The sequence below is a fragment of the Rheinheimera sp. genome, assembly GCF_037442345.1.
GTDB lineage: Bacteria > Pseudomonadota > Gammaproteobacteria > Enterobacterales > Alteromonadaceae > Pararheinheimera.
The window spans coordinates 153,163-166,209 of record NZ_JBBIQL010000001.1 but is presented as its reverse complement, the minus strand read 5'-3'; the positions used below and the strand labels follow the sequence as shown (position 1 = coordinate 166,209).

The 13,047-nt window shown below is 54.8% G+C and carries 10 protein-coding genes; 1 reads left to right on the top strand and 9 read right to left on the bottom strand.

Going from position 1 to position 13,047, the window contains the following annotated elements; genetic code table 11:
- Positions 1 to 100: 100 nt before the first annotated feature.
- From WKJ04_RS00770 to WKJ04_RS00740, 7 genes are all read right to left on the bottom strand, one after another.
- Positions 101 to 4,594 (bottom strand): EAL domain-containing protein, encoded by a 4,494-nt coding sequence (locus WKJ04_RS00770; protein WP_337878678.1) that lies wholly within the window; start codon positions 4,592 to 4,594, stop codon positions 101 to 103.
- A gap of 98 nt (positions 4,595 to 4,692) precedes the next feature.
- Positions 4,693 to 5,649 carry a cobalamin biosynthesis protein gene (locus WKJ04_RS00765; protein WP_337878677.1) on the bottom strand — a complete coding sequence of 319 codons (957 nt, stop codon included), beginning with the start codon at positions 5,647 to 5,649 and terminating at the stop codon, positions 4,693 to 4,695.
- A 20-nt stretch (positions 5,650 to 5,669) separates the two neighbouring features.
- Positions 5,670 to 6,383 (bottom strand): 5'-methylthioadenosine/S-adenosylhomocysteine nucleosidase, encoded by a 714-nt coding sequence (mtnN, locus tag WKJ04_RS00760; RefSeq protein WP_337878676.1) that lies wholly within the window; start codon positions 6,381 to 6,383, stop codon positions 5,670 to 5,672.
- Between the two features lie 77 nt (positions 6,384 to 6,460).
- The gene (locus tag WKJ04_RS00755; RefSeq protein ID WP_337878675.1) at positions 6,461 to 7,345 is read right to left on the bottom strand and encodes a pirin family protein; all 885 of its coding nucleotides are present in this window, start codon (positions 7,343 to 7,345) and stop codon (positions 6,461 to 6,463) included.
- A gap of 125 nt (positions 7,346 to 7,470) precedes the next feature.
- On the bottom strand, positions 7,471 to 7,944 hold the full coding sequence (locus tag WKJ04_RS00750) for a methylated-DNA--[protein]-cysteine S-methyltransferase (protein ID WP_337878674.1): 474 nt from the start codon (positions 7,942 to 7,944) through the stop codon (positions 7,471 to 7,473).
- 3 nt (positions 7,945 to 7,947) lie between these two features.
- Positions 7,948 to 9,357, bottom strand: a complete 1,410-nt coding sequence (locus WKJ04_RS00745) for an AlkA N-terminal domain-containing protein (RefSeq protein ID WP_337878673.1) — start codon at positions 9,355 to 9,357, stop codon at positions 7,948 to 7,950.
- Positions 9,358 to 9,581: 224 nt separating this feature from the next.
- Positions 9,582 to 10,571, bottom strand: coding sequence for a hypothetical protein (locus WKJ04_RS00740; RefSeq protein ID WP_337878672.1), 990 nt, complete (start codon positions 10,569 to 10,571; stop codon positions 9,582 to 9,584).
- Positions 10,572 to 10,640: 69 nt separating this feature from the next.
- On the opposite strand from WKJ04_RS00740, the gene WKJ04_RS00735 reads away from it, so the two are divergent.
- Positions 10,641 to 10,994, top strand: coding sequence for a HopJ type III effector protein (locus WKJ04_RS00735; protein WP_337878671.1), 354 nt, complete (start codon positions 10,641 to 10,643; stop codon positions 10,992 to 10,994).
- A gap of 48 nt (positions 10,995 to 11,042) precedes the next feature.
- Here the strand turns inward: WKJ04_RS00735 and WKJ04_RS00730 are convergent, their stop codons facing one another.
- Positions 11,043 to 12,047, bottom strand: a complete 1,005-nt coding sequence (locus WKJ04_RS00730) for a helix-turn-helix domain-containing protein (protein ID WP_337878670.1) — start codon at positions 12,045 to 12,047, stop codon at positions 11,043 to 11,045.
- On the bottom strand, positions 12,047 to 12,937 hold the full coding sequence (locus WKJ04_RS00725) for a diguanylate cyclase (protein WP_337878669.1): 891 nt from the start codon (positions 12,935 to 12,937) through the stop codon (positions 12,047 to 12,049). Before WKJ04_RS00725 ends, WKJ04_RS00730 begins: the two co-directional genes overlap by 1 nt.
- Between the last annotated feature and the right edge of the window lie 110 nt (positions 12,938 to 13,047).

Here is a 13,047-nt window from a genome sequence, read left to right as displayed (position 1 = left end):
GGCCCAGTTTGTTCAACACAGCTATCTGAGCGCACAGAGGTCAGGAATTCAGGTTTTTTGACACCAACCAGCCAACCCACCCGCAAAACAGAGGCTGTTATTAATTCAGATGCTCCGCCAGCAGGTAATTGACCAGTTCTTTGGCGGGCATGGGTTTGGCAAACAGGTAACCCTGGATCAAATAACACTGGCGGGTGCTGAAAAATGCCAGTTGCTGTTCGGTTTCCACCCCTTCGGCCACACAACTGATGCCCAGGCTGGCCGCCATCGATAAAATGGCTTCAATAATGGTTTCGTCGTCCGGGTCTATGCCAATGTCTTTGACAAAGCTGCGGTCAATTTTAATGGCGTCAATCGGCAGCTCTTTAAGGTACTTCAGTGACGAATAACCGGTGCCAAAATCGTCCAGCGACAGCTGTATACCCAAATTGCTCAAGGCCAGCATGGTCGTAATGGCTTTTTCCGGATCGCGCATCAGTGCGCTTTCGGTCACCTCGTAGCGAAGGCAACTGGCCGGTAGCTGGTATTTTTGCAGCAGCAGTGCGGTCTGATCGGCCAGGCTTTGGTGCTCCAGGTGACTGGTGGACAAATTGACCGACAAATACAGGTTCAGGCCACTGGCGCGCCACTGGGTTAAATCCTGCAGCGCCTGCTCCAGCTGCAGCATCGTCATAGGCACAATCAGCCGTAAATCTTCCGCCATTGGAATAAAGTCCGAAGGCGGCACCAGGCCTTTTTTACTTTGCCAGCGCATCAACACTTCCACCCCTATGACAGCTTCGGAGCGGCAGTCAACAATGGGCTGGTAGAAATTAACAAACTCACGGTTTTTAAAGGCCTGACGCAGCTGGGTTTCTTTTTCCAGCTGCATATGGGCTTTTTCGTTCATTTCGTTAATAAAGAACTGGAAGTTATTGCGGCCCAAATCTTTGGCGTGGTACATCGCCACGTCGGCATGTTTCAGCAGGGCGGTGGCGTCCTGCGCATCGTCCGGGTACACAGCAATACCTACGCTGGGCGACACCGACACCGTATGAGGACCCAGCTGCATGGGCTCCCCAACAGACTGCAGAATTTTGCGTGCCACATGGCTGATATTGTCCTGGTTTTTATAGGACTCCAGCAGCACCACAAACTCGTCGCCCCCCAGTCGCGCTATGGTATCGGTTTCACGCAGAGTGATTCTCAGCCGTCTGGCCACTTCCTGCAGTAACTGGTCACCGACGTCATGGCCAAGTGAGTCATTGATTTGCTTAAATTTATCCAGGTCGATAAAACAGAGCGCCAGCGACTTTTTCGCCCGTTTCGCCTGATCAATGCCGTGCTGAATGCGGTCCATCAGCAAGGTGCGGTTCGGCAGGCCGGTTAAGGAATCGTAGCTGGCAAGGTAACGCAATTCTTCTTCCGCAACTTTCTGTGCGGTAATGTCGGTAAACACCAACACATAAAATTCCACTTTCTGTTCATCACCAATGGCGCTGATATTGATCAGGGTAGGGCGTTCTTTGCCGTCTGGTGTTAATACCAGCTCTTCGCCCTGCCAGTGCTGGTTCACCGTCAGGTTCCGCAGCAACTGGGTATAAAAACGCCGGCGCTGCAGGTTAATACCTAAATGATGGGTGCGCGGTTTGGCCAGGTATTCATCCACAGAACCAAATACATCGGCAAACGACTGGTTGGCTGCCAGCACTTTCTGGCTGGCGTCCAGGATCACCACCCAGTCGCGGGTTTGCTGGAAGGCCTCACCAAACAGACGGGCCTTTTCCTGATTCGCGCGGGTTTCAGTCATATTGCTGAAAGTCCCTATCACCCGTTCCACCTGGCCTGTTGCTGACACTTCTGTCGCTTTGCCGATATCGCGAAACCAGAGCCACTGGCCATTTTTATGTTGCATCCGGTAGCTGTGATCGAAGGTGCGTTCCGGGTTTTGCAGCAGTTTTTGCCAGGCTTGTTGGTAAGGCTCTTTGTCATCCGGGTGGATCAAGGACAAATGCTGACTCATGGTCAACGGGTTCAGCGCCTCCTGATAGCCCAACATGCTGTGAATGCGTGAGGCAAACATGGAGTTTTTGTGTGAATGCCATTCCCAGGCACCGCTGTCGATCGAGTCCAGCGCCTGCTTCAACCGTTGTTCACTGGCGGTGACCCGGGCGTGCGCCAGACGCAACACTTTTTGTTGCTGCTGGCGGGTGCGTAAATAGATCAGCAGGATCAGCAGACCAACGGAACCATAGGCAATAAAAGCTCCACGGCTTAACCAGGGAGCGGGGCTGATCGTCAGTTTCAGGCTGGCGACGTCGCTTTCCATACCCGAGACAGGCGAAATGGCAATCACATTAAATTGATAATCACCCGGGGCCAGCTGACCAAAACTGACCGAACTCTGATTTTGCTCCGGAAACACAGAGCGCTGCGGGCCGTCCAGCCAGAAGCGGTAACGCATTTTGGCGGCGTCGCGGTAGTTCAGACTGGAGAAGCTGATACTCAGTCCCTGGTTTTGGTAAGGCAGTTTAAATTCGTAGTCATTGAGGCTGGTCATTGGGGCATGCAAATTGGTCTGTAATGCGCTGACCGACGTGATCACCACCGCAGGTTTTTGTCTTGGCTCGGTCAATTGAGTGGGGGAGACCAGATTCACTCCGCGTAAAGAACCAAACGCCAGTTCGCCGTTACTCAGCAGGGCGCTGCTGCGCGGAATAAACCCATTGGCAGACAACCCATCCTGTTTGCTGAAATGTTCCACATGAAGGTTGTCCACATTGAGGGAGGATACGCCTTTGTCACTGGAAAACCAGATTTGACCCTGCTGATCCGCCAGCACGGCATAGACAGCGTTGGTTTGCAGTTTGTTTGCAGTATTAAACAGATGTTTCAGTTTGCGGCTCTGACTGTCAAAGGCCAACAAACCCAGGTTGGCCATACTGACCCAAACCAGACCATTTTTATCCACCGCCATCTTGTCGCCGCTGCGGTATACGTAAGCCTGATCAGTGGGAGCCTGATACAACAGCTGTAATTCAGCGGTTTTCTCATTCGCCAGATACAGCTTTTCGTTAGCCGCCAGCAACAACCAGTCCTCCGCTGCAGGCCAACGCCCCAGAATTTGCCGAACCTCGCGGGCCGGAATGGCTTTTTGCAGCTGAGTGAGTTCCCGAACAGTACCGTCAAGCGGGTTGTAACCAAAATAGCCTTGCAGCGTTAGCAGGTAAAAAGCACCATAAGTGCAATGCAGGCTGCCTGTGCGGGCTTTTTCCAGGAGGGCGATATCCGCAGGGTTTTGCAGTGGCAATTGCTTGGGCTGCAGGCTTTGGGCATCAAAATAATTCAGGCCGGAAGAAGAGAAATACCACAGGTTTCCCTGGCTGTCGGTGGACATATTCAGGATGGTACTGCTGTGCCAGACGGCTTTTGGATCCGGGTTTTTCAGAAACTGCTGCACTTCACCGCTGTGTTGGTTCCACAAATTCAGACCGTTGCGGCTGCCCAGCCATAATTCACCGGGTCTGCGTTCTGCGACAGAGGTAATGTTATCGTTGGACAGGCCAAGGCCGTCTGCTCCGGTCCGGCTGAGCTGCTGCACGGCCTGGCTGCGCGGGTGCCAGTAATAAGCGCCGTCAAAACGGCTGCCCAGCCAGAAACCACCTAACTCATCCATCAGCATGGCGGTAATGTTGTTGTCAGATAACGCAGCCTGGCTTTGTGAAAACTGCACCAGGTTATGTTGTTCGGCGGTAGCGGTATCCAGCTGCAGTAAACCTTGTTCTGTGCCCAACAGCAGATGCTGCTGCCGCACAATGATCTGCCAGATATTGGCGTCTTTTTGCAGCACTTTGACCTGGCTGGGTTGTTCTGGCTGTTGTTCCAGCGTTGCCAGGTTCAGCGCATATAAACCCTGCACTGTGCCCACCAGCAGCTGTTGATTGTTGATAAGCAGTGACTTGACATGATTCGGGTAATCACCCGATACGGTGGCAGGCAAATGTGGAATTTTCAGCAAAGGCAGTCCAGGCCTGTGCAGGTACAGGCCTTTGGAGCTGCCAATAAATACCCAGTCGCGATACGACAGCAGGGTGCGGATATACAGCGAATTGTCCTGTGATTCCGGCAGTTGGGCCAGCAATGTCAGTTGGCGTTGTTCGGTCTGGTAACTGTAGAGGTGGCGGTTGCTGTTCAGCAGCAGTAGCTGCGGGTCTGAAGTCAGAGAGCCGGACATCCGGCTGGGCGTTCGGTCTGTGTCCGGCAAACGCAGCTGTAAATCCAGCTGAGCCTGTTCAGGCCGGAACAAATACAGGCCACCTGCGGGCGCCATCACCCATAAACGTTTTTGTTGGTCGAGCAGAATTTTGCTGTAATTCTGCGTCCAGAGTGCTGTGTTGGGCTCTCCGATGCGGAGATTCTGGTTACCATCAAAACGGTTCAGACCTGAAGCAGTGGCTACCCATAAAAAGCCCTGATGGTCCAGTTGCAGGTCATTGACTGAACCCGAGGATAAATTCTGATCCGGTGTTAAGGGCTGCAACAGGGTGTCTGCAAAAGCCGGAAGGGCCAATAGCAGCCAGCAGAAACAACAGCAGCGTAACCAGGCAGCAGTCACTTAAACCTCTTAAAACTCAATTAGTTGTTATTGTTATTTTTGCAGTAAAACTGTGGCAAGACATCAAAATACAGTGCTTTGTTCAGCCTTGTCCAGTGTTAATACAGTATTGAAAAAAGTTGCAATAAGCTGACAGAAAGTAACAGCAGATAGCAGGCCAACTGAGCTTGCTGGTTCAGCCGTACCGTCAGCCATACATCAGCAGCCTGAGGCAGCCGGGACGGCCCCAGTCTGTCGCGGCGCTGCTTTTGGCCCTGGTACTTGACGGGCCCGGCCAGATTCACCTGCAGTACTCCTGCGAGGCTGGCCAGCACCCATCGTTGTCCGCGGCACAAGTTGCTGTGTTTGCTGTGCTGCAGCTCGCGCCAGCTGCGCCCCAGACTGACTAAGACCGCATACAGCAGGCTGGCGCCCAGGTAGCCAGGCAGGCTGCAGAGCTGGCCTAAAGTTGCAGCCGCTTTGCCAAACTGCTGAAAAGAAGGCTGTTTGCTGTTCCAGCTTTGGTTGCACAGCAAAATCAGCCGGTAAGCGACGGCCGTCAGGCCGCCCCCCACAAGAAACCAGAAGCCCAATGCCAGCCAATGCCTTGCCAGCTGAAGGGCCTGGTGTTCAATACTGGCTTTGCATACACCGGCTTCGGACAAGGTGCTGCAGTCCCGCAGCACCTCCAGCTGCAGCAGATCCCGCGCCAGTCCCAGTTGTTTGCGTTGGATGGCAGAAGCGATCTGCCGGTGGCGGTGTTGCTGGCGGCCGAAATCCAGGCAGAAAAACAGCAAGAGCGCATCCAGTACCAAAGGCCAGTCGGAAAACCAGTACAGCAGGGACAGCAATGACAACAGCGGCAGCACCAGGGTCAGCAGCGCCAAGGCGCCAGACAGTTGCTGTTGACCTGTGCTGCGATTCGGTGGGTTCACTTTGTTGCCAAGCCGGGTGGCAAACAGCTGCAGCAGCGCCATTGGTTGGGTTTCCTGTGGCAGCCGCAGGTACTGGCTAAGGATCCAGACCAGCAACAACAGCGGCGGATAAAGCCAGAGTTCGGTCAGCAGCTGCGACATGGAACGGCAGGCCTGTCTGCTTAGCTCAGCGACAGAGTTTTCAGGTTCTTCAGCAGTTCGACCACCATAGCGGAACTGTGTTTTGAGGCAATTTCCAGGTAGGCCTCAAAGGAGCTGGGCGATTCTTTACCGGCAATGTCACTTAAGCTGCGGATCACCACAAAAGGGGTATGCAGCTGATGGCAAACCTGGGCAATAGCCGCGCCTTCCATTTCCACCGCCAGCATGGCCGGAAACTCAGCACGGGTTTTGGCAATACGCTCCGGCTGGCACATAAAGACATCACCTGTGGTGACCAGGCCTTTTTTGGTTTTGCAGAAGCCCAGCTGCGCAATGCTTTGTTCAGCAGCCGCAATCAGCTGTGGGTGCGCCGTAAACGCAGCAGGCATACGCGGCACCTGGCCCAGCTCGTAACCAAAAGCGGTTACGTCCACATCGTGGTGGCGAACTTCAGAGGCAATCACCACATCCCCAACATTCAGCTCTGGGTCAAAACCACCGGCTGACCCTGTGTTGATCACCGCATCCGGCTGGAACTGATGAATAAGTAAAGTGGTGGCCACGGCGGCTGCCACCTTACCAATACCGGATTGAACCAGCACCACGGCGCAGCCATTCAGGCTGCCGCTGTAAAATTCGTAATCGGCAATTTTATGCGTTTGCAGATCCTGAATTTGGGCTTTAAGCAGCGCGATTTCCTGTTCCATCGCACCAATAATTCCAACTTTTTGCATGGCCAATCCCGTTAAGCAATAAAAAAACGGGGCTGATCATAGCATCAGCCCCGTTGTGGGAGAAAGCCTGTCGTCTTTTAATGGGCTTTATGAATTTCGATGGTCTGAGCCTGCTGGTTATCGGTCAGTACACCGGCCTGATAATCGCGGATGGCCTGCTCAATTTCTTCCACGCTGTTCATCACAAAAGGACCGTATTGCACCACAGGTTCATTAATGGGTTTGGCCGCCAGCAGAATAAAACGCACCGGCTGCCCGGCCTGCACAGCCACCCAGTCGCCTTGCTCCAGTACAGCGCCGTGGTGCTCGCGCACTTTATGGCCGGCCACGAAGGCGTCACCTTCAAAAGGGTAGAGGTAAACGTTATGGCCTGCAGGCACCGGAATATCCAGCGACTGGCCGCCTTGCAGCTGCACATCCAGGTACAGAGGTTCTGTGCTTAACCCCTGAATAGGCCCGGCCATCTGTTGGCCGTCCAGTTCGACGGTACCGGCAATCACTTTGACCCAGCTGCCGGCTGCCAGCTCAAAACGCGGAATGTCGGCTGGCGCTATATCGACATAAGCGGCCGGTTTCATTTTTTCAGCGGCCGGCAGATTAATCCACAGCTGAAAACCACGCATCAGGCCGGATTCCTGCTGTGGCATTTCGGAGTGAATAATGCCGCGCCCGGCCGTCATCCACTGCACACCACCACTTTTTAAATGGCCCTGATTGCCCAGATGATCTTCATGCAGCATATGGCCGTCCAGCATATAAGTAACAGTCTCAAAGCCGCGGTGCGGGTGGGCCGGGAAACCGGCGATATAGTCGTCCGCTTTTTCTGAACCAAAAGCATCCAGCATTAAAAAAGGGTCCAGCCGCACGCCCTGGCGTTGGCCCAGGCTGCGTTTAATTTTCACCCCAGCGCCGTCAGACGCCTGCATGGCCGGAATCAGTTGTTTAATTGAACGGATAGTCATATGCACCTCCAAAGTTGATGAGGTTAGTTAATCAGGCTATCTGTTCGAAGAAAAGCGCAATATTTTGTGTTGGTTGTTCGAAAATTTTGACTGTTTAATTGGCTGATTTAAAAGATTATTTAAGCTCATCTTAAGCTAAAGCCATGGTTTTGTTCATGCTGCAGTAACCAGAGTTTACGCTCAAGACCGCCGGCATAGCCGGTCAGGCTGCCATTGGCGCCTATCACCCTGTGGCAGGGCACCACAATAGACAAGGGGTTGCGGCCATTGGCGGCACCAACAGCGCGCACTGCTTTGGGGTTCTGCAGCTGCAAAGCAATGTCGCCATAACTGCAGGTCTGTCCGTAGCCAATAGTGCAAAGTGCGGCCCATACCCGCTGCTGAAAGGCGGTGCCGCTGGCGGCCAGTGGTAAGTCAAACTGCTGGCGCTTGCCGGCAAAATAGTCGGTTAGTTGCTGCTGACACTGCTGCAAAGCGGGCTGGTTGCTTTGGCTGGGTGCGTCAGAGTGGTCGACAAAATAAATGCTCTGGATGCCCTGCTCGCTGGCGCTGATTTCAATCAGTCCCAAGGGGCTTGGCAGTTGAAGTTGTTGTTGCATGGGTTAGTCCTTACTGACCGGGTCAGGTATGGTTTTTGGCGATGACAAACTATGCCAGGCCTGAAAAGTGGCGTAACTGCGCCAGGGCGACAGTTGCTGTTCGGAAAACTGCGGCAGCTGCGCCAGTGCTTTTTGTACGCCTAAATCGCCGCCGAGCCAGAGGTCCGGGTCGCCCAAACCCCGCATTTTGGCGTAGGCCACAGTCCAGGGGCCAATGCCTTTGAGTTGCAGCCAGTCATCCGGTGTGGAGTCGGGCTGCGCTATCACAAAACGTGCCAGCGCTTTGAGGGTGTCACGCCGCGCCTGTGGCACTTTAATCATCAAAAGTTCGCTGTCGGCAATAGCTTCTGGCGTTGGAAACAGCTTTTTACCGGTGCCGGGAACTGTGCCTGCCAGTTCCGCCAGTAAGCGGTTCAGCTGAGTACGGGCGCCCTGCACACTGACCTGCTGGCCTAAAATAGCGCGCACCGCCGCTTCAAAGCTGCCCCAGAGCCCCGGAATACGTAAGCCTGGGTTTAACAGCGCTCCGAAGACCGGGCTCAGTTGCTGTTCAATCGCCAGCATATTGGCGTCTAAATCTGCCAGCTGGCGAATTTGCGCCAACACAGGGCTTAAATCAGCTGTGCTGGGCCAGTGCAGCTTCAACTGCAGACTGCTGTCTTTTTGTGGCCCTTCTTTGGGCGGACTCAGTTCAAACCAGCCCGCTGTGCCCTGATGCACAAAAGTTCGGCCATAACTCTGGCCCTGCACCCACTCCATGCCGTCCAGGGTGCGGCTTTGCCAGAAGGCCAATTGGGCCGCCCAGTCCAGAGGCGGACGATAACTTAACTGCAATTCAAGCACTGACGGATCTCCATGGGGGCGACGGCGGATTTGGCCCGGCGTCAGTTGAACCTGTTGTTTAAAGGCGTCGTTAAAGCGGCGCACACTGTGAAAACCACAACGCAGTGCAATGTCGGCCACCGGCAGCTGAGTCTGATGCAGCAGCTGTTTCGCCAGCAGCACCTGCTGATACAAAGCATATTGTTTGGGCGCCACCCCAAGGTGCTGCTGAAACAACTTACGTAAATAACGTTCACTGATGCCAAGACGGGCGGAAAGTTCTGCCTGACTCCCTTGTTGCAACGCCCCTTGTTCAATCAGCTTCAGCGCGCGGCGCAACGTCGTTTGCACACCAAGCCAGGCCGGGGATTGTGGGGCACTGTCGGGGCGGCAACGCAGGCAGGGGCGAAACCCGGCCTGAGCAGCGGCGGCAGCACAAGGGTAGTATTCCACTTGATGTTCGGCCGGTAATTTAGCCGGGCAAATGGGGCGGCAATAAATGCCGGTGCTTTTGACGCCAACAAAAAACAAGCCGTCAAAACGTGGGTCACGTGACAAACGGGCTTGTTGGTACAGCTGCAGATTGAACATAAGGCGCCCCGTTAAGGTGGTTTTGTCTAAGTGTACCTTGTGTGAACAATAAATACTGGCCGGATCCGGTACTGGATATATGGAGTGACGGTGGCAGGTTCTGACTGCTGGCGCAGCAAGCTACGCCACTACAGACGGCGCCATCACAGACCAGACGGATTATTGGATCTGTCCTGATTGACAGGGCGGTGGTTTACCCCGCCCGCCTTAGCACCTGCGTCGCGCTAGACGCTGATATCAATTTGTTGCAGCAAACCGGCTTGTTTATCTTCGGTCAGGAACACTGCGCTGCGTTGCAGCCGGCCCATGATCTGGTCGCCCTGACGCAAGGTAAAGGGGGTGGCGACAGTGTTCAGGTTCAGTGCCATCACCCCGGCTTGTTTCAGGCTGTACAAACCTTCGCCTGGCCGCCACAGATTCAGTGCCGACCAGATGTGGTCATTCTGATCAATCCAGCCGTTTTGATCCTCATCATGCTGCGCCAGTTCAGCAAAACCCTGGCCAGTTTCAGGGCCAAACAGCTCAGTGCCGTTGTCGGCCTGGCCGTTGCCGTTATAATCGGCGGCCAGATAATATTGCCCGCTCGCCAGATGCCGGATACTGCTTTGTTCTGCCGTCAGCGCAAACACGCTGGTTTGCTCAGTCAGCTCGGCCGGCTGGCCATTCATACTCAGCACCAGTGGGTCTTGCATGGGCTGCTCCACCCGCTCTGAGTAGCTGAATTCCTGATAGCTCATTTCAAAACTGATGGACCAGGCGACTTCTGTGCCGTCGCTGAAACTGGCGCTGCCACTCAGCTCAGCCGCCAGATGTTCGGCACTGTAACGCCATTCCTGCACCAACTGTGCCGGTGCTTCCGCGTTTTGCGCTGCGCTCTGGTTTTCCTGTGGCGGAATGCCACTGTAAGCTCTGGCCAGTTTCTCCAGATCAATCCAGCCTTTCAGCTCGCCGTTATTCAGCAGTTCCAGCAGGCGTTTAATGGTGCCAATGGTGTTCTGCTTATTAAAAGCAAGCTGGGCGTCTTGACTGATTTCGCTGCTGTCTTCATCGGCGGCAGCCACAAGGGGTTCAGGGGGGGCAGGCGCAATGGCCGCTCTGCTGTTATCCTTTGTTACAGTTGATTGGTCGTTTTGACTTGGAGACACCCGCCGGACAGCATAAGATACCGACGCGCCGGATGCCTGTTGTTGCTGACTGCTGCTGAGGATTTGCATAAGTTTTCCCCTCTGGTGTTCAGCAGTCTTATCGGCCGGATTTGTACAAACTTTAATCAGGATTGACCCATGCTTGAAGATTTTTTTCGCCAACTGACGATAGACCCGGACAGCATCAGTTTCAGTCAGAGCATCAGCCTGATTGATGCTTTGTACGATTTTACGCCAACCGCCTTTAAAAATGGCGATCAACTGAATGCGGCAGGGCAGAATAACGGTTCCTGCAAAATTCTCGCGTTCGCGTTATTGCACCGTTTGTCTGAACCTCAAACCCTGCAGATGTTTGGTGACTATTACCGCCAGGACGTGCTGGAACAACCGACCGGCACTGATCATCAGAATATCCGCCAGTTTATGCAGTACGGCTGGGATGGGGTGGAGTTTGACGGCCAGGCCCTGCATGGCAAAACCGGCGCCCGCTGACAGTGGGGGTTAACCTCTGGGGGCAGAGTGATACTCTGAGCCCACAGGTTAAAGCAAAACCCGCAACTGGCTGGGCAACAGCCCGGCCCAGCGTTTAAAAGCCCGCCTGAAGTTGTGTTCATCTGAATACCCTAACAGCAGCGCCAGTTGCCGGTTTGGCAGTGCCTGGGCCATGGCGTCACAGGCCACACTAAAGCGCACCTGATCACAGAGCTGCTGGTAACTGCAGCCTTGTTGCGCCAATAAACGTTTATAACGGCTCAGCGCCATGCCCAGGTGCTGGGCGGCCTGTTCCTGAGCGGGCAGATCCGGTAACTGGGCAAATAACAGTTGTTCGGTTTGTTGCCACAGCCCCTGAGATGGCGGCAGGCTTTGTTGCAAAGTCTGACACCAGCTTAGTTGCAGTTTTTTCCGGCTGGTGCAGGCCAATGGCAGCGGCTGCCGGTGCCAGTGCGTTGGCCAGCTTAAAGTCCAGTTGGCCGCCAGTTGTGGCTGCACCCCCCATTCCAGCGGGTAACTCCAGTCCGGGTTATCCGATAGCCAGGTCATACTGATTTTTTCTGGGGCCTGGCCCAATTCGCGCTGAAAAAAGCCGGTCAAAAAACTGCACAGCAGATGTTCAATAAAAGGCCGGGCTGCCCCCAGTTGCAGTGCCGGGCGCAGTTCCAGTCGCACCATGCCGTGCTGGCGCTGCAACCTGGGATACCACAGCGGCAACAGCAGGCTTTGGTAACGGACAAACAGCAGCAGCGCTTCGGGCAGGGTCTGGCAATGCTGCAGCAACTGCAGCAACGGATGTGGGTGGTGGTGCAGCCAGCTTTGTGCGGTCAGGTGCGCCAGCTCAGGCCCGGGCCACAGCTTTTGGCAGTTGTCCACCAGTTGCAGGTAATGCTGCACACTGAGTTTCAGCCGTGGCTGATCTAAATCGGCCGGAAACAGCGGCGTGCCTTTAAGCAGTTTTTGCAGATGAAAGCCACGCCGCACACAGCACTGCAGCATGTCTTTGGCGACAGCACTGAACAGCAGGCTGGGTTCATGCGGGCAGAGCAACATCAGTGCAGGCTCCACAGCTCTGTCTGTTGCTGGGGCTGCAGTTGCTGTTGCAACTCTGTCAGCACGTCTTCGGCAGACGGGGGGGATTGTTTGGTCTGACAGCTCAAGGCGCTGCGCCAGGCCTGCAGTTTCAGGCTGCTGTTCAGGTGCCGGACCGCCAGCTCTGTCAGGACGCCAGCTGTACGGACCTTGGTTTGTGGCATCAGCACCACAAAGCTGTGGCTGCTAAGGCGGCACACTAAATCCCCCGGCCTGAACTGCAGTAACAGCAGCTCAGCGAGTTGCTGCAGGCGTTGTTCGCTGGCCGCCAGCCCTTGCTGCTGCATCAGGGTTTTCAGTTCATCCAGCTCCAGCAACCAGAGGCAAAACGGCTGCTGATGTTCAGCCTGCAAGGCCTGTTCACGCCGTATGGCCTGCAGCAGGTAGTTGCGCCGGTACAGCCGGGTTAGTGGGTCCAGTAAATTGTGGGCCCGTAAATGCAGCTCGCGGCCGGTCAGCTGTGAATTAATCAGCCGCTGCTCACGGTGCCAGCCTATCAGGCCTATGGTCAGGATCAGCATGCCAATGGGCGCCGGAATAGATTCCAGCCAGCTGAGTAAGCGCTCGCTGTCCGGGTAGGCAATAAATTCATCCAGCAGGTTCAGCCAGTAGGACAACACCAGCAGCAAAGAACCGACGTACAGGCCGTTGGTGACAGGGCCGGCTGGCCTGCTGAACAGCACCAGTAACAGCCAGGCCAGCACCACTAAAAAGCTGCTGCCTTCCCCCAAAACGTCAAACCAGTCAATGCGCACCAGAGGTTTTAAATCGCCGCTTTGCAGCGCCAGTACCAAAGACAGCAGGCAGAGGCTGAAGGTCAGCAGCAGTTTACGTGGATGGGTACTGGTCATAAGGGGATTCAATCAGGTCAGTGATACAAAAAAAACCAGTCTGCGCCGGCCGGATGACAAAAACATGACAGCCATTCCTTCTGTTGCGCTAAACAGACCGGGTCTTTTTT